At 69.1% G+C, this 16,532-nt stretch carries 15 protein-coding genes and 3 pseudogenes; 13 read left to right on the top strand and 5 right to left on the bottom strand.

The window, feature by feature from the left end:
* Positions 1–103: 103 nt before the first annotated feature.
* The 3 genes from N0A20_RS20205 to N0A20_RS13465 are packed head-to-tail and all read right to left on the bottom strand — an operon-like array spanning position 104 to position 2,928.
* Positions 104–445, bottom strand: a complete 342-nt coding sequence (locus N0A20_RS20205) for an alkaline phosphatase D family protein (RefSeq protein WP_312846650.1) — start codon at positions 443–445, stop codon at positions 104–106.
* A complete protein-coding gene (locus N0A20_RS13460; RefSeq protein ID WP_312846543.1) occupies positions 396–1,736 on the bottom strand; it encodes an alkaline phosphatase D family protein in 1,341 nt (446 codons plus the stop codon). The genes N0A20_RS20205 and N0A20_RS13460 overlap by 50 nt, the downstream gene beginning before the upstream one ends.
* Before the next feature lie 55 nt (positions 1,737–1,791).
* Entirely contained in the window at positions 1,792–2,928 is a 1,137-nt protein-coding gene (locus N0A20_RS13465) for a DUF3667 domain-containing protein (protein WP_260580867.1), read from the bottom strand.
* A 77-nt stretch (positions 2,929–3,005) separates the two neighbouring features.
* Here N0A20_RS13465 and N0A20_RS13470 point away from each other — a divergent pair, with 77 nt between their 5' ends.
* The 11 genes and pseudogenes from N0A20_RS13470 to N0A20_RS13520 all read left to right on the top strand — a co-directional run bounded on the left by N0A20_RS13470 (position 3,006) and on the right by N0A20_RS13520 (position 11,070).
* Complete coding sequence (locus N0A20_RS13470) at positions 3,006–4,289, top strand: glutamate-5-semialdehyde dehydrogenase (protein ID WP_260580868.1); 1,284 nt, start codon at positions 3,006–3,008, stop codon at positions 4,287–4,289.
* Between the two features lie 31 nt (positions 4,290–4,320).
* The gene (locus N0A20_RS13475; protein ID WP_260580869.1) at positions 4,321–4,590 is read left to right on the top strand and encodes a CopG family ribbon-helix-helix protein; all 270 of its coding nucleotides are present in this window, start codon (positions 4,321–4,323) and stop codon (positions 4,588–4,590) included.
* A gap of 62 nt (positions 4,591–4,652) precedes the next feature.
* Positions 4,653–4,877, top strand: coding sequence for a type II toxin-antitoxin system RelE/ParE family toxin (locus N0A20_RS13480; RefSeq protein ID WP_409574685.1), 225 nt, complete (start codon positions 4,653–4,655; stop codon positions 4,875–4,877).
* A complete protein-coding gene (locus N0A20_RS13485; protein WP_260580871.1) occupies positions 4,874–5,527 on the top strand; it encodes a nicotinate-nucleotide adenylyltransferase in 654 nt (217 codons plus the stop codon). Before N0A20_RS13480 ends, N0A20_RS13485 begins: the two co-directional genes overlap by 4 nt.
* The gene (gene rsfS, locus N0A20_RS13490) at positions 5,524–5,919 is read left to right on the top strand and encodes a ribosome silencing factor (RefSeq protein WP_260580872.1); all 396 of its coding nucleotides are present in this window, start codon (positions 5,524–5,526) and stop codon (positions 5,917–5,919) included. The genes N0A20_RS13485 and rsfS overlap by 4 nt, the downstream gene beginning before the upstream one ends.
* Before the next feature lie 32 nt (positions 5,920–5,951).
* Positions 5,952–6,381: pseudogene (locus tag N0A20_RS13495) on the top strand (23S rRNA (pseudouridine(1915)-N(3))-methyltransferase RlmH).
* Between the two features lie 713 nt (positions 6,382–7,094).
* Positions 7,095–7,592, top strand: coding sequence for a murein hydrolase activator EnvC family protein (locus N0A20_RS13500; protein WP_260583917.1), 498 nt, complete (start codon positions 7,095–7,097; stop codon positions 7,590–7,592).
* A gap of 258 nt (positions 7,593–7,850) precedes the next feature.
* Positions 7,851–9,249 (top strand): annotated as a pseudogene (locus N0A20_RS13505) (S41 family peptidase).
* A gap of 135 nt (positions 9,250–9,384) precedes the next feature.
* Positions 9,385–9,867 (top strand): disulfide bond formation protein B, encoded by a 483-nt coding sequence (locus N0A20_RS13510; protein WP_260580873.1) that lies wholly within the window; start codon positions 9,385–9,387, stop codon positions 9,865–9,867.
* Positions 9,864–10,382 carry a demethoxyubiquinone hydroxylase family protein gene (locus N0A20_RS13515; protein WP_260580874.1) on the top strand — a complete coding sequence of 173 codons (519 nt, stop codon included), beginning with the start codon at positions 9,864–9,866 and terminating at the stop codon, positions 10,380–10,382. Before N0A20_RS13510 ends, N0A20_RS13515 begins: the two co-directional genes overlap by 4 nt.
* 79 nt (positions 10,383–10,461) lie before the next feature.
* Positions 10,462–11,070 (top strand): hypothetical protein, encoded by a 609-nt coding sequence (locus tag N0A20_RS13520; protein ID WP_260580875.1) that lies wholly within the window; start codon positions 10,462–10,464, stop codon positions 11,068–11,070.
* Between the two features lie 10 nt (positions 11,071–11,080).
* Here the strand turns inward: N0A20_RS13520 and N0A20_RS13525 are convergent, their stop codons facing one another.
* Together N0A20_RS13525 and N0A20_RS13530 are read right to left on the bottom strand one after the other, a co-directional pair.
* On the bottom strand, positions 11,081–12,316 hold the full coding sequence (locus tag N0A20_RS13525; RefSeq protein WP_260580877.1) for a SulP family inorganic anion transporter: 1,236 nt from the start codon (positions 12,314–12,316) through the stop codon (positions 11,081–11,083).
* Between the two features lie 147 nt (positions 12,317–12,463).
* Entirely contained in the window at positions 12,464–14,146 is a 1,683-nt protein-coding gene (locus N0A20_RS13530; RefSeq protein WP_260580878.1) for a prolyl oligopeptidase family serine peptidase, read from the bottom strand.
* Positions 14,147–14,774: 628 nt separating this feature from the next.
* On the opposite strand from N0A20_RS13530, the gene N0A20_RS13535 reads away from it, so the two are divergent.
* Both N0A20_RS13535 and N0A20_RS13540 read left to right on the top strand, forming a co-directional pair.
* Positions 14,775–15,095 carry a hypothetical protein gene (locus tag N0A20_RS13535; RefSeq protein WP_260580879.1) on the top strand — a complete coding sequence of 107 codons (321 nt, stop codon included), beginning with the start codon at positions 14,775–14,777 and terminating at the stop codon, positions 15,093–15,095.
* 57 nt (positions 15,096–15,152) lie between these two features.
* Positions 15,153–16,497: pseudogene (locus N0A20_RS13540) on the top strand (TldD/PmbA family protein).
* Positions 16,498–16,532 lie beyond the last annotated feature (35 nt).

Below are 16,532 nucleotides of genomic sequence, written 5' to 3' on the forward strand. Positions count from 1 at the left end.
TATCTGCCATCGCCTATCCACGGGACCGGCAATCCCCTCACCCAGCTTCGACTAACCAGCAAGCTGGCAAGTCTTCGCAACCCTCTCCCGATGGGAGAGGGATTTATACCGCCTCGTAAACCCGCTTCCCGCGCCGCACGGTCATGCTGTGCGTGCCCTTCAGCGCCAGCGACTTTTCGCGGATCGTTTCCATGCTGTGCCAGTGGGCGGCGACCTTGTCCGGCGTGATCGCGACCGACACATAGCCGCGGTCCTGCGTGTTCGCCCATTGGAGCTGCGGCGACGAGGCGCGCAGGGCAGCGACGCGGACGTCGTCGGAAATGTCCGGCGTGTACGCCTCGAACCCCGGCGAGGTGACGCTGTGGCCACCGATCTCGACGCCGGCGGGCCGCCCGTCATGGTCCAGGTCGAACGCCCAGCCGTTGTGGCTGTCGCCCGCGAGCATCACCAGATCGGCGTCCGCTGCCTGCGCTGCGCCGAGCAGCTCGGCCGCGCGCGGCGGGATAGCCATCCCACGCGTCCATGTTGAGCGGCAGCCCCGCCTTCGCGGCGAGCTGCGATGCCGCGACACGGCGGCGCACCGCCTCGGGCGGATTGGCCCCGAACCAGCCCGCCGATTCGGGCGGGGTGTGGAGCGTGCCGGTGACGATCTGCTGCGCGCAGACCTGCCAGCGCGTGCCCGCCTTCGTCGAGGTGGCAAGCCCGCCGAACAGCCATTTCTCCTGATCGCCGCCGAGCAACTGGCGCGCGGGGTCGCGATAGGCCGTCTCGGCGAAGGCCTTGAGCTTCGCCGCGGCATCGCCGCCGCCCGCGACGATCTCGTCGATCTCGAACGGGCGGTCGCGGCCCGTCACGCGCGTTTCGGGAAGGAAGACCGTCGCGAGGTCGCCGACCTGATAGTCGCGCCAGCGCGTGTCGGCGACCGGCATCCATTCGCCATGCGCGCGCTCGGCGGCCGCCATGCGGTCGGCCCAGCTGCCCTCGCCCTCATTGTGATTTTCCGCCCCGCCCTTCCATGTGTCGTTGGCGAATTCATGATCGTCCCATTGCGCGATCATCGGGAACAGCTGGTGCAGCCGCTGCAAATCGGGGTCGGCGCGATAGGCGGCGTAGCGCAGGCGATAGTCGGCGAGCGCGACGATCTCGTGCGACGGCTGGATCTCGCGCCCCGGCAGGGCCTGTCCGCGCGCCGGATAATTGCCCGCGGGATATTCGTAGAGATAGTCGCCGACATGGACGACAAGGTCGATGTCGCTGCGCGCCGCCGCGTGGCCATAGGCGTTGAACCAGCCGAAGGGCAGGTTCGAGCAGGAGAAGAGCGCCAGGTTGAAGGCGCCGGTCCGTCCCTGCGGCAGGGTGCGGGTGCGGCCGGTGAGCGACTTCGTCCCGTCGGGCGCGACGAAGCGATAGAAATACCAGCGGCCGGGTTCGAGCCCGTCGACCTTCAGCTTGGCGCAATGGTCGTTCGCCCCCTCGGCATGGGCGGTGCCGCCGCCAACGATGCGGGTGAAATCGCTGGTTTCGGCGACTTCGACGGTCAGCGCGCTGTCGTTTGCGGCGGCATAGCGCGTCCATAGCAGCACCGAATTGGGGCCCGGCTCGCCGCTCGCCACGCCATGGGTGAAGCCCTGCGCCATCATCGCGCGCGCCGCGCCCGGCAGCGCCAGCGCCGCGAGCCCGGCGGTGCCGAGCTGGATCAGCAGCCGGCGTTCGATCTCACCCCAAGGCCCGTGCATCGCAGTCTCCCTTTGTCGGTCGCGGGGTCTCTGCCCGGCTTTGATGACGGTATGATTATCCCATCGTGCCGAGCGCCAGCAACAGCAGCATGAAGGTGATGACCGCAAAGAGGCTGAAGAAGAGGAGCAGGGTCGTCCGCACGAGGGCGCCGAACCGCGACGAGCGATAGGCGCCGCGCAACTGGCGATACATGTGGAAGGGCACATAGAAGATCGCGATGAAGGTCGCGACCTCGCCGAAGATCGTCAGGTTGAGCAGCCGCACGACGACGAACAGCAGCAGCATGAACGAAATCGAGTAAGTGACGAACACGAAATGGTCGTAGGTGTGGAACCGGCGGCTGAACGGATAGAGCAGCCACATGAAGGGCAGCGACAGCGGGATCAGCGCCCAGGCGAACTTATAGGCGTTGGCCTGGAGCTTGTAGAGGATCAGCGCCGGGTTCGCGAACGCCTTTTCGAGACCATGGTCGATGAAGGGCACGCCGGTATCGACCTTGTTGCGCGAGATGAAATCGGCGCCGGTCATCACCTGCTGCCTGGGGTCCTCCAGCACCGGCGGCCCCGCGGCACGGTCGGCGGCGCGTTCTTCCCTGCTGCGGCTGCGCGAGACGCCGAGATAGTCGGCGCTCTTTTGCAGCGTGTCGCGTTCGTCCTGCAGCGCCTGGCGCGTCGTCGCCGGCACATCCTTTTTCGCCAGCGCCGCGTCGATGCGGTCGACTTCGGCCTGCATGCTGTCCTTGATCGCGGCGGTGCGCGTCTGTTCGGCCGCGGCCTTGCTGAGTTCCTCGCCCAGCCCGCCGCCGCTGCCGACCATCGCCAGCACCGCATAGGTCAGGAAGACGGCGAACAGGAACAGCGCCAGCGGCGAGATGAAGCGCGCCCGCTCGCCATGGATATAGCGGCGCGTCAGGTCGCCCGGCCGCCAGGCAAGCAGCGGCAGCGTGTTCCAGATCTTGCCCTCGAAATGAAAGATCGCGTGGACGAGATCGTGGCCGATCGCGCCGAAGCTGCGGTGGACGTCGGCCTTTTGCCCGCATCGGTGGCAGTGCGGGCCGGTCAGGCTGGTGCCGCAGTTGAGGCAGCGCGCCGGGCCCGGGCCATGCGCACCGCCGCCATGGCGCGGTTCGACCGCCCGCGCCGCCAGCCCCGCGGTCACCGCCGCGCCGATGCCTTCGATGTCCCCTGTCATGACGCCTAGGTAGCAGCGCGCGCGGCGGGCGCAACGGGGACTTTCACCGCCCGCGCAAAGCATGATAGGGCGCGCGCATGACCGCCAAAGCCCACACCCTGTCCGCCGTTCCCGATGCCGACACGCTGATCGCCGGCATGGGCGCGCGTGCGCGCGTCGCCGCCAAGGCGCTGGCGGTGGCGCCGACCGCCGAAAAGGCCGCGGGCCTGCGCGCGGCGGCGAAGCAGCTCCGCCTGCGCTCCGACGCGATTCTCGACGCCAACCGGCGCGACATGGCGGCGGGCAAGGATGCCGGCCTGTCGGCGGCGATGCTCGACCGGCTGCGGCTCGACGCCGACCGGGTGGGCGCGATCGCCGACGCGGTCGAGGCGGTCGCCGCGCTGCCCGACCCCGTCGGCATGGAAATCGACCGCGCCGTGCGCCCCAACGGCCTGGCGCTGAGCCGCGTGCGCGTGCCGCTCGGCGTCGTCGGCATCATCTATGAAAGCCGCCCCAACGTCACCGCCGACGCCGCCGCGCTCGGGCTGATGTCGGGCAATGCGGTGATCCTGCGCGGCGGCAGCGAGGCGGTGAACAGCAACCGCGCGGTTCACGCCGCGCTCGCCGCCGGCCTCGCCGAAACCGGCCTGCCCGCCGACGCGGTGCAACTGGTGCCGGTGCAGGACCGCGCCGCGGTCGGGGCGCTGCTGCGCGCGCAGGGCCTGATCGACATCATCATTCCGCGCGGCGGCAAGGGCCTCGTCGCGCGCGTGCAGGACGAGGCGCGGGTGCCGGTGCTCGCGCATCTCGACGGGATCAACCATCTCTACATCGACGGCGCCGCCGATCCGGCCAAGGCGGTCGCGCTGGCGGTCAACGCCAAGATGCGCCGTACCGGCGTCTGCGGTGCGGCCGAGACGATCCTGATCGACCGCGCCTATCCCGCCCCGCTCGGCCTCATCGACGCGCTGATAGCGGCGGGATGCGAGGTGCGCGGCGACAAGGACATCGCGGCGCTCAGCCCGCATGTCACGCCCGCGAGCGCCAACGACTGGGACTGCGAATATCTCGACGCCATTGTGACCGTCGGACAAGTGGACGGCCTCGCGGGCGCGCTCGCCCATATCGACGCGCATTCGAGCAAGCACACCGACGCGATCGTCACCGAGGATGCCGGCACCGCCGAACGTTTCCTCGCCGAGGTCGACAGCGCGATCGTGATGCACAACGCCTCGACCCAGTTCGCCGACGGCGGCGAATTCGGGCTGGGGGCGGAGATCGGCATCGCGACGGGGCGGCTGCACGCGCGCGGGCCGGTGGCGCTGGAGGGGCTCACGACCTACAAATGGCTGGTGCGCGGGAGCGGTCAGACGCGTCCTTGAATCATTTGTATACAAATGATACATTGCGGGCATGACCAAACAGACCGTCATTTCCGCCCGCGTGGATGAGGAAACCGTCGCGCTGGTAGACGAGATCGTCGCGGCGCAGGGCCGCAGCAGGGCATGGTTCGTCTCGCAAGCAGTGCGCGAACACGCCCGGCGTGAAGCCGAGTTTCTGGCCTTCGTGCAGCAAGGCCTGGACGCGGCCAACGCCGACGACTGGATTTCGCACGAGGATATGAAGCGCGTGATCGCCGAGCGACGGGCGCTGCGGACATCGAAAAGCGCCGATACCCGCTGATGGCGCGGATTCGATGGTCTGGACCGGCGGGGTCGGACCTTGCCCGGATCGAAGACTTTTACATGGGGACCGATCCGGAATTCGGATTCCGCGCGGTCGATGCGGCGCTGGACGCCGCCGACTTTCTTCTCGAACACCCGCGGGCAGGGCCGCAGATCACCGATGGGTCGCTGCGCAAATGGCGCGTGCTTGCCACGCCGCTTCTCCTCATCTACCGGGTCGAACCCGGCGGCATCCTGATCGCGCGCGTGCAGCACAATCGCAGCGACTGGCAATCGCTGCCATGATCACCACCGGCCTCCTCGGCGGCAGCTTCAACCCGGCGCATGGCGGGCATCGCGCGATCAGCCTCAATGCGATCGACGCGCTCGGGCTCGACGAGCTGTGGTGGCTGGTGTCGCCCGGCAATCCGCTCAAGCCCGCGACAGGCATGGCGCCGCTCCCCGCGCGGCTCGCCTCGGCGCAGCATATGGCCCGCCGCTCGCCGATTCGCCCCACCGCGATCGAGGCCGAACTCGGCACGCGCTACAGCATCGACACGCTGAAAAAGCTGGTGCGGCGTTACCCCAATCGCCGCTTCGTCTGGATCATGGGGGCCGACAATCTCGCCCAATTGCCCCGCTGGCGCGACTGGCGGGGGATTGCGCGACTCATGCCGATTGCGGTTGTCGCGCGTCCGGGCTATAATGGCCGTGCCCATGCCGCTCAGGCGATGGGTTGGCTTCGGCGCTTCGTCCGGCCCGCGGACCAGAAACTCGACTGGACGGACTGGAGACCGCCTGCCCTCGTGTTCCTGCGCTTTTCGCCCGATGTGCGATCCGCGACTGCGATACGGCAGGCCAACCCCCGCTGGTTCGAACGCCATGCCGGCCGCGCGATGCGCGACCCGGTGACGCATTCGCGCCTGATCGGCCAAGAAAGGAATGAAAAAGCTTGATAGCCGCCAGTAAGGATGCCGCGCCCGGCGCCGCACCGAACGACAGCGTGGACGCGCTCCACGCGCTGATCCTCGACCAGCTCGACGAGGACCAGGCCCAGGAAACCATCTCCATCCCGCTCGCCGGCAAGAGCAGCATCGCCGATCATATGGTGATCGCGAGCGGCCGGTCGACGCGCCATGTCTCGGCGATCGCCGACAAGCTGGCGCAGCGGATCAAGCAGGAAGCGGGGCGGCTCGTCCGCGTCGAGGGCCTGCCCAACGCCGACTGGGTGCTGATCGACGCCGGCGACGTGATCGTCCACCTGTTCCGCCCCGAGGTGCGCAGCTTCTACAACCTCGAACGGATGTGGTCGTTCGGCGACGCGCCCCCGGTGACCGCGGTAAATTGACGCCGCCACCGCTTAGCGGTTAGGCGGCATCCATGCTGCTGCATATCATCGCAAGGGGACGCATCGGGCGGTCCCCCGAGGCCGAACTGGTCGAACGCTATATGAAGCGCGTGACCTGGCCGCAGAAGATCAGCGAATTGCCCGATACCGGGGGCAAGGTCCCCGCCGCGGCTCCCGGCAGCCGCACCGTCCTGCTCGACGAAACGGGCGAGCAGATCACCTCCCTCGATCTCGCGAAACTCCTCGAACGCTGGCGCGACGACGGCGTGCGCGAGGCGCGCTTCTGCCTCGGCGCCGCCGACGGCTTCACGCGCGAGGAGCGCGCGGGCGCCGACAAGGCGATCGCCTTCGGCCGCGCGACCTGGCCGCACCTGATGGCGCGCGCGATGCTCGCCGAACAATTGTGGCGCGCGACGAGCATCATCGCTCGACCATCCCTATCACCGCGAGGGGCAGCAATGAGGCACGCCTTCGCCCTGCCCGCCCTGCTGCTCGCGCTCGCGGGCGGGGCGTTCGCGGTGGCGCAGAGCGACGTCTTCGACCCCGAAGCGATCGCCGCGCGCGAGCGCCAGCAGCTGATCAGCGCCAAGCAGCAGTCGGCCGAGGCGCTCGAACGCAGCGCCGCGCTCGAAGCGCAGGCGGCGGCGGCGACCGACGCCGCCGACCGGCTCAAGAAGCGCAGCGCCGCGCTCGCCGCGCGCATCCAGTCGGCCGAGGCCGACATCAGCGCCGGCGAGGCGCGCGTTGCGCTCGTCGCGCGCCAGCTCAACGCGCAGCAGGCGCGGCTCGCCGAACAGCAGCAGCCGCTCCTCGAGCTCGCCGCCTCGCTCCAGCAACTGTCGCGCCAGCCGCCGGTGAGCGTGCTCGCCCAGCCCGGCTCGCTGACCGACATGGTCCATGCGCGCGCGGTGCTCGACGCGGTGATGCCGGTGATCGACCGCCGCACCGCGGGCGTCCGCCGCGAACTCGCCGATCTGCGCAGGACGCGCGAGCAACAGACGCTCGCGCTGACCGCGCTCGCCACCAGCAAGAAGCAGCTCGCGGCGCGGCGCGACGAGCTGACGCGGCTCGAGAATGAGGGCCAGCTGCGCTCGCGCGAACTGATGAGCAGCGCGCGGCTCGAAGCCGACCGCGCGCTCGGGCTCGGCGAAAAGGCGCGCGACATCGTCGAACTGATGGACACGCTGGAGGCCGACAGCGGCGTGCGCGCCGAACTGGCCGAACTGGCCGGGCCGGTCCAGCGGCCGAAGGATCCGGCAAGCGGCAACCCCGCCGTCGCGGCCCCGCCAGTGCAGGAGGCCGAGCTCGCGCGCGGCGCCTATCGCCTGCCCGTCGTCGGGCGCATCGTCGCGGGGCTCGGCGAGGTCGACGACAGCGGGGTGCGCTCGCGCGGCATCACCATCGCCGCGCGCCCGGGGGGACAGGTCGTCGCCCCCGCGCCCGGCCGCGTCAGCTTCGCGGGCGACTATCGCGGCTATGGCAAGATCGTCATCATCGACCATGGCGGCGGCTGGACCTCGCTGCTCACCGGGATGATCGGCCTGTCGGCGAGCGTCGGCGACCAGCTCGACGCCGGGACGCCGATCGGCCGCGCGGGGTCCGACGACGCCGCGATCACCGTCGAACTGCGGCGCGCGGGACGGCCGGTCGACATTGCGTCGATGCTGGGGTGAATTCAGGATTCCCGATTCCCCGAGCGAAGCCGAGGGGCTTCTCCGAGCGAAGTCGAGGCGGCGGCGCGGCCTGTTCTCGCTCCACTCGAACGGACCCCTCGGCTTCGCTCGGGGAATCGGGAAGGAAAAGTCCGTTAACCCGCCATTCAGCCCCTGCGCCGTTTCGGGATGCATCGCTTGACGCCCCGGCAAATGCATAGGAATATGGCGGGCCGGGGATTATAGGGCGGAAGTTTCCGCCAAGGCTGAAAGACGAGCATGACCGAACCGACCAAGACCTTCACCTCCCCCCGGCGCCGCTTCGCGCTGTGGCAGGGCGCCGCCGCGCTGAGCACGCTGGCGCTGGTGCCGCTGGCGACCGGGGCGATGGCGACCGTCGATAGCGCGACGACCGACGAGATTTCGCGCTTCATGGACGTCTTCCTGGAGGTGCGGTCGAACTATGTCGAACCGGTCGACGATCTCGAAGCTGATCGAGGGCGCGATCAACGGCATGCTCGCCAGCCTCGACCCGCATTCGGGCTATCTCGACGCGCGCGGCTTTTCCAACCTGCGCACGCAGACCGACGGCGAATATGGCGGGCTCGGACTGTCGGTGACGATGGAGGACGGCGTCGTCAAGGTGATCGCGCCGACCGCCGACACCCCCGCCGACCGCGCGGGAATCAAGGCGGGCGATTATATCACCCACATCAACAAGGAACTGATCTTTGGCCTGACGCTCGACGAGGCGGTCGAACAGATGCGCGGCAAGCCCGGCACCAAGATCGACATCACCGTTGTGCGCGAAGGCCATGACAAGCCGATGGAACTGACGCTGACGCGCGAGATCATCGACCTGAAGCCGGTGAAGTGGGAAGTGAAGGGCGACGTCGGCGTGCTGACCGTCACCAGCTTCTCCGCGGACGCGACCACCGATCTGAAGGCGGCGATGCTGTCGGTGCAGAAATCGCTCGGCCGGAAACCGCGCGGCTGGATACTCGACCTGCGCTCCAACCCCGGCGGGCTGCTCGACGAAGCGGTGGGGGTCAGCGACCTGTTCCTCGAACGCGGCGAGATCGTCTCGCAGCGCGGCCGCCGCAAGGGCGATATCGAACGCTATTTCGCCGAACCCGGCGACCTGGCGGGCGGCGCGCCGGTGATCGTGCTGATCGACGCGGGCTCGGCCTCGGCCTCCGAAATCGTCGCCGGCGCGTTGCAGGACCAGCACCGCGCGGTCGTCATGGGCGAGCGCAGTTTCGGCAAGGGCTCGGTGCAGACCGTGCTGCCGCTGACCGACACCACCGCGCTGCGCCTGACCACCGCGCGCTATTTCACCCCGTCGGGACGCAGCGTGCAGGAAGGCGGGATCGACCCCGACATCCGCGTGCCGCAGTTGTCGGACCCCGATTACAAGGACCGCCCGCGCTTCCGCGAAAGCGACCTGCGCCGCCACCTGATCAATGAGAAGAAGGTCGACAACAGCCTGCTCGAAAAGGACGAGAAGGACGATCCGCGCTTCACCGCGACCGCCGAGGAGTTGAAGGCCAAGGGCATCGAGGATTTCCAGCTCAACTATGCGCTGCAAACGATCGGCCGGATCAACCCCGCGACGCGCGTGGCGCAGACGGCGAAGCCGCCCGCGAAACCCGCCGCCAAGCCGGTGCGCCGCAACTAGGATTACGGACGGATTCGTTCATCACCGCAGCCCTGAGCCTGTCGAAGAGCGCTTCTCGGCGAGGCGCCCTTAGACAGGCTCAGGGCTGCGGTTTCGGACTAAACCGCTCCATTGGACTGATCGAAGGGGTCCTCGATGCTCAATTCGCGTATCGCCGCGCCGCTGGTCGCGTTCGCGGCGCCGCTGCTGCTCTATGGCGGCGCGCTGGTGTCGCAGTTCGGCTTCGGCCTGCACCCGTGCGAGATGTGCTATTGGCAACGCTGGCCGCACCAGGCGGCGATCGTGCTGGCGCTGCTCGCGCTGCTGCTGCGCAGGAACAACGGGGCGATGCGCACGCTGACCCTGCTCGCCGCCGCCGCGATCGCCATCAGCGGCGCGATCGGCGTCTTTCACGCCGGGGTCGAATATGGCTGGTGGGAAGGGCTGACGACGTGCAGCACCAGCGCCGCCGGGCCGGTGTCGCTCGACGACATCATGAACGCGCCGATCGTCCGCTGCGACGTGCCGCAATGGACGCTGGGCGGCATCTCGCTCGCCGGGTTCAACGCGATCTTCTCCTTCGGTGCGGCGCTGCTCGTCTTGATCTTGCTGCGCCGCGGGTCCACATCGGCACGATGAGCAGGACCGGAAAAAACGCCTCGATGATCCGCGTCGACCAGGCGGGCGAATATGGCGCGACGCGCATCTATGCCGGCCAGCTCGCGGTGATGGGCGACCGCCATCCGATGGCGCGCGAGATCGCCCATATGGCCGAACAGGAAGAGCGCCACCGCAAGTTCTTCGACGCGATGGTCGCGCGGCGCGGCGTGCGCCCGACCGCGCTGCAGCCGGTGTGGAACGTCGCGGGCTTCGCATTGGGGGCGGTCACCGCCGCGATGGGGCCGCGCGCCGCCATGGCCTGCACCGCCGCGGTCGAGACCGAGATCGACCGCCATTACCGGGACCAGCTCGCCGAACTCGGCGACAGCGACCCCGAACTCAGCACCGCGGTCGCCGATTTTCGCGCCGAGGAACTGGAACACAAGGACAAGGCGTTGGCCGCCGGCGCCGAAAGCGCGCCGGGCTATCCGCTGCTCAGCTTCGCGATCCGCGCGGGCTGTCGCGCAGCCATCGCGCTGTCGAAGCGTATCTGATACACGAAGCCGCCTGCCCCATTCATGACGGATGCAGGCACACGGTGCCATGCCGCACGAAACGACGAAGGATGATCCGATGACCCGCCTGCCCCTCGCCGCGCTGTTTCTGGCCGGCAGCCTGTTCGCGCTCCCCGCCGCCGCGCAGGAGGCCGACACGGCGAACGCCGACAAGATCAACCAGGTCATCGTTTACGGCAACGACCCCTGCCAGGCGTCGAGCCCCGACGAGATCGTCGTGTGCAACCGCCTGCCCGAAGGCGACCGTTTCCGCGTGCCGCAGCTGTTCCGCGGCGGCGACCCGCTCGACCCGCGCAACCAGGCCTGGCTCAACCGCGTGACCGCGATGGAGCGCGTCGGCCGCTTCGGCACCGACAGCTGCTCGCCGGTCGGGCTCGGCGGCTTCACCGGCTGCACCCAGGCGCTCGTCGCGGGCGCCAAGGCCGAAGCGCAGGCCGCCGACAAGACCGACTGGCAGGCGATGATCGCCGACGAACGCGCCAGGCGCCTCGCGGGCATCGACGCCGCCGCCGCCGAGGTCGAAAGCGCGGTGGTGGCGGAGGAACGCGCGCTCGCCGAACGTCAGAAGGCCGCCGCCGACCTGGAGGCGCAGGCGAACGGCACCGCACCGGTGCCCGAAACGGCCGATCCCGACTCCAGCGAGCTGCCGGTTCCGCCGCAGCCCTGATCGCGCCGGATCAGTGGTCGCGCGGCCTCCACAGGGCCGTGTCGCGGTTTTTCCACCAGCGCAGGATCAGGCCCAGCGCCACGCCAACCCCGATCGCGATGGCAAGATCGGCGAAGATCGTCAGCACGAGCGTCAGCACGAGCAGCAGCAGCTCGTCCCACGGCAGCGCCAGATGCTCGCGCCATTTCTCCGGCTCGGCCATGTTCCACGCGGTGACCAGCAGCACCGCGGCGAGCGCGGGCAGCGCGAGGCCGCCGGCCAGCCCGCCCGCGAGCATCACGACGAGCAGGATCACCAGCGCATGGACTATGCCGGCGACCGGCGTCCGGCCGCCCGCCCGGACGTTGGTCGCGGTGCGCGCGATCGCGCCGGTCACCGGCAGGCCGCCGAACAGCGGCGTCACGACATTGGCATAACCCTGCGCGAGCAGTTCGGCGCTCGGCCGGTGCCGGCCGTCGAACATGCGGTCGGCGACGATCGCCGACAGCAAGGATTCGACCCCGGCCAGAAAGGCGATGATCAGCGCCGAGGGCAGCAGTTCGACGAGCTTGTCCGCCGTCACCTCCGGCCAGTGCGGCACCGGCAGGCCGCTCGGCAGCGTGCCGAAGCGCGACCCCACCGTATCGACGGGCAGGTGCAGGAACAGCGCCGCCAGCGACGCCGCGCCGACCGCGATCACCAGCACCGGCCAGCGCGGGCGCCAGCGCTGGAGCAGCAGGATGGCGGCGATCGTCGCGATGGTGATGCCGACTGCCGCCGGGCCGATCGCATCGCGCGCGTCCCACAGCCATTCGAGCTTCGGCAGCGTTTCGGTCGGCACGCGTCCGTCGGGATAGCCGAGCGCGTCCTTGAGCTGGCTGACCGCGATGATCCCGGCGATGCCGATGGTGAAGCCGTCGATCACCGCCTCGGGCACCAGCGCGATCAGCCGCCCCGCGCGCAAGGCGCCGGCGACGATCAGGATCAGCCCCGCCATCATCGTCGCGACGATCAGCCCGTCCATGCCATGCGCCTGGATGACGCCGTAGACGACGACGATGAAGGCGCCGGTCGGCCCCCCGATCTGCACCTTGCTGCCGCTGGTCGCGGAGATGATGAAACCGCCGATAATCGCGGTGACGAGCCCCACGAAGGGCGTGCTGCCCGATGCGATGGCGATCGCGATGCACAGCGGCAGCGCGACGAGCGCGACGCTGATCCCGGCCAGGGTGTCGGCGCGAAACAGGGGCCAGCTGTAGTCGCGCATCGTGTCCACCAGCTTGGGCTCGGCGCATCGCGTCTCCTTTCCAGTATGTGACTGAAAAGTGCCGCTACGCCCCGGCCCCGCCGATGGTCAAGCTTTGCGCCTCAATTCAGCAGATATTTCTGCCAGAAGACGAGCGACGCCCAGAAATTATAGTCGGCATTTTCCTTCTTCGCGAAGCCATGCCCCTCGTTGGTGCCGACGAGGTGCCAGGCGGTGCCGCCGTTCTTGCGGACGGCGGCGACGATCTGGTCGGCCTCCGACAGCCGGCACGCGCGGGTCGTTGGCGCCGGTGACGACGAACAGGGGCTTCCTGATGTCGGCGACGCGGGTGAGCGGAGAGATTTCGATCAGCTTCGCGCGCTGCGCGGGATCGCGCTCGTCGCCATATTCGACGCGGCGCAGGTCGCGGCGGTAATCCTGCGTATTCTCCAGGAAGGTGACGAAGTTGGAAATCGCGACGACGCACAGATTGGCGCGGAGCTTGTCGGCATAATGGGTCGCGGCGGCGTAGCACATATAGCCGCCATAGCTGCCCCCGGTCAGCCCGAAGCGCGCCGGGTCGAGCGCCTTGTCCTTCGCCAGGCTGTCGAGGAAGGCGCCCATGTCCTTGACGCTGTCCTCGCGCTTGAACGGCCCGTTGTCGAGGCTGACGAAGGTCTTGCCATAGCCGGTCGAGCCGCGGACGTTGGGGAAGAAGACCGCGATGCCCATCTCGTTGATCAGATAATTGGTGCGGCCCATGAAACCGGGGCGCGACTGGCCCTCCGGCCCGCCATGGACGTTCATGATCAGCGGACGCTTGCCGGGGAATTTCGCGGGATCGGGGCGATAGAGGAAACCCGACACCTCCAGCCCGTCGAAGCTCTTCACCTTGACCAGCTCGGGCTCGACATTCCTCGTGACGTCGAGGCCGCCGGTCTCGCTCTCGGTCCAGCGCGTGACCTTGAGCGTCGCGGGATCGACGCTGAACGCGTCGGCGGCGCTGCGGGCGGAGGTGAAACTGATGCCGATCTCGCCCCACGGCGCGATCTCGACCCCGCCGATGATGCCGGGGGGCAGTGCCTCGACGGTGCGCACCGCGCCGGTCTTGAGGTCGAGCAGGCGCAGCTTCGACATGCCCGCCTCGTTGATCGTATAGGCGATGAAGCTGCCGTCGTCGGCGATGTCGAAGCCGCTGACCTCCCATTTTTCGGCCGGTCCCTTGGGCGTGAACGCCCCGGTCGCGGGGTCGAGCGTGCCGAGGCGCTCGAACTCGGACCCCTCGTCGCTGGTGATCCAGATCGTCCCGTCGGGCGCGAACTCGCCGCCGCCGTGCGAGACCTGCTTGCCGTGATCGCCGATCGGGGTCATCGCCCCGGTCGCGAGGTCGAGGCGGAAGAAGTCCGATTTCTGCACCGACGTATATTTGCCGACGAGCGCCCAGCTCTTGTCGGGCGCGAAGTCGAGCAGCGCCCAGCCGCCGCCCTCGACCTCGGCCACCATCCGGTCCGACTTGGGATCGCGCGGGTCCATCAGATAGATGTCGCTGTCGCGCCCGTTGCGGCGCGTCGAGGTATAGGCGACCAGCGTGCCGTCCTTGCTCCATGCGTTGAGCCCGTTGCGGCTCTTGCCGTCGGTCAGCAGTTCGAGCCGCCCATTCTTCATCGCATAGATCTGATAGAATTCATTGCCGCCGATGTCCTTCTGCACCAGCATCAGGTCGCCGGTCTTCGGCGACCAGGCGGCCCCGCCCACCGGCTCCTCCTCGAAGGTCAGCTGCTTGCGATCGCCCATCGGAAAGGCGACGCGGTGGATCTGGCTGGTGTTGCCGAAGCGGGTCGAGATCAGCATCGACTTGTCGACCGGGTTCCAGCCGACGAAGCTCGGCGCCGCGATTTTCCATATAGGGCCGCGTCGCCGAGGCGAGCTCGGCGGGGATTTCGGGCATGCCGTCGGCGATCAGCGCCGCGGGCTTGGGGGCGACAGGCGCCGCGGGGGCGGGCGCCGAGCGCTTCCTGCGCCAGAGCGGGAGCGAAGGGCAGCGCAAGCGCGGCCAGAGCGGCTAGATATCGCATCGATGATTCCCCTGTTTTTCCGAAACGGTCCGGACGGACAGGATATAGACGCTATCAGGGGCGCGTCCGGATGCAAGGTTCGACGGAAATCCGATGCGACTCGACGAGCGGACGCCGGACGTCCCGCCCACCGCCAAATCGCCCGGACACCGGCCCGAATGCCGCCAGATCGGCAGCAAACGGCCCCGTCACCGCAGAATCGTGCCGAATATGGGATGAAATGGTAACAAAATTAACGAATCGCGGTCAGACTGTCTTGACTCGGTCATTATGGGCTGAAACGTTCGGGTTTCTGGGAATCGCTCGACCTAAGGGGGCTGTAAAAAATGGCATCAACATTCGGTCCGCGCCTGTTGGGGCGCCCCGCCCGCGCCGTGCCTCCGGCACGCAGCCTCGGTCGCCGAATGACCTTTCATGCCGCCACCGCGCTTCTCGTCTTCGCCGCGCTGCAGATCTGGCTCGTGTCGAGCGCGATCGCTGCGGGCGCACCCACCGCGCTCACCTTCGTCGCGCTGGCGCTGCTGCTCGCGATCGCGGTGCCCTTCGCGCGCGTGACCGAGCGGCGCTGGTATCATCTCAGCCGCCGCGCGCTCGCCAGTTGGGGCCTGCACGCCCGCTTCCGCCGCGACGTCCGCCGCCTGTGGGTCGCGGCGCTCGCCCTGCCCTTCCTGTGGGTCAGCGGCGCGATGGCGGCGACCACGGGCTTGTCCGTCCTCGGCGTCTGATCGCGCTTTCGCCGATAAGATTTTGACGACCCCGCGCGCGCGCCCTAAGGCGCGGCGATGCTGACCGTAGCCGAAGCCCTCGACCGCGCGCAGATGCTGTGCGACGCCGCCACCCAGACCGGCGCCGATGCCGCCGACGCGCTTTATTATTGCAATGCCGCGACCTCGGTCTCGATGCGGCTCGGCGCGCTCGAGGATGTCGAGCGCTCCGAGGGGCAGGATATCGCGCTCCGCGTCTTCGTCGGCCGGCGCAGCGCGGGCGTGTCGACCGCCGACATGGACGCGGGCGAACTCGCCAAGCTCGTCGAGCGCTGTGTCGCCATGGCGCGCGAGGCGCCCGAGGATCCCTATGCCGGCCTCGCCCCCGAAGAGCTGCTGTTCAGGGGCCCCGTCCCCGACCTCGACCTCGACGACGGCAGCGAGGCCGATCCGCAGGCGCTGCGCGAAGCCGCGCGCGCCGTCGAGGAGGCCGCGCGCGCGGTCGCCGGCGTCACCAACAGCGAGGGGGGCACCGCGAGCCACAGCCGCACCCGTATCGCGCTCGCGACGAGCCACGGCTTCGCGGGCGGCTATGGGGCGAGCGGCCACAGCCTGTCGGCGAGCGTCATCGCCGCGCGAAGGCGCGGGCATGCAGCGCGACTATGGCTGGCACAGCGCGCACCACCTCTCCGACCTCGAAACCATCGCCGAGATCGGCGCGCGCGCCGGCACGCGCGCCGTCGCGCGGCTGAACCCCGGCAAGGCCCCGGTCGGCAAGGTCCCCGTCTTCTATGACCCGCGCGTCAGCGGCGGCCTGATCGGCCATCTGCTCGGCGCGATCAGCGGCCCGGCGATCGCGCGCGGCACCAGCTTCCTGCTCGGCAAGGAAGAGGAGCAGTTGTTCGACCCCGCGGTCGTGATCCGCGACGAGCCGCACCGGCTGCGCGGCCTCAGAAGCCGCGCCTTCGACGGCGAGGGGCTGCCGACCGCGGCGCGCGACCTGATTGCGGGCGGGCGGCTGACCGGCTGGCTGCTCGACAATGCGTCGGCGCGGCAGCTCGGCCTCACCCCCACCGGCCACGCCAGCCGCGGCGGCGGCGCATCGGGGGTCAGCGTCAGCAACGTCTATATGGCCGCGGGCAGCGTCAGCCCCGCAGCGCTGATGGCCGACGTCGCCGAGGGCGTCTATGTCACCGAACTGATCGGCCAGGGCGTCAATCCGGTCACCGGCGACTACAGCCGCGGCGCGTCGGGCTTCGCGATCCGGAACGGCGCGATCGCCGAGCCGATCGCCGAATTCACCGTCGCGGGCAATCTGATCGCGATGTTCGCCGCACTGACCCCCGCCGACGACCTCGTCTTCCGCCACGGCACCGACGCCCCGACGATCCGCATCGACGGCATGACCGTCGCGTCGAGCTAAGGGCCAGAACCTGACTATGGGGCGGCTGAGGTTTG

This window comes from Sphingopyxis sp. PET50, from assembly GCF_025244705.1.
In the GTDB taxonomy this organism is placed as follows: Bacteria; Pseudomonadota; Alphaproteobacteria; order Sphingomonadales; family Sphingomonadaceae; genus Sphingopyxis.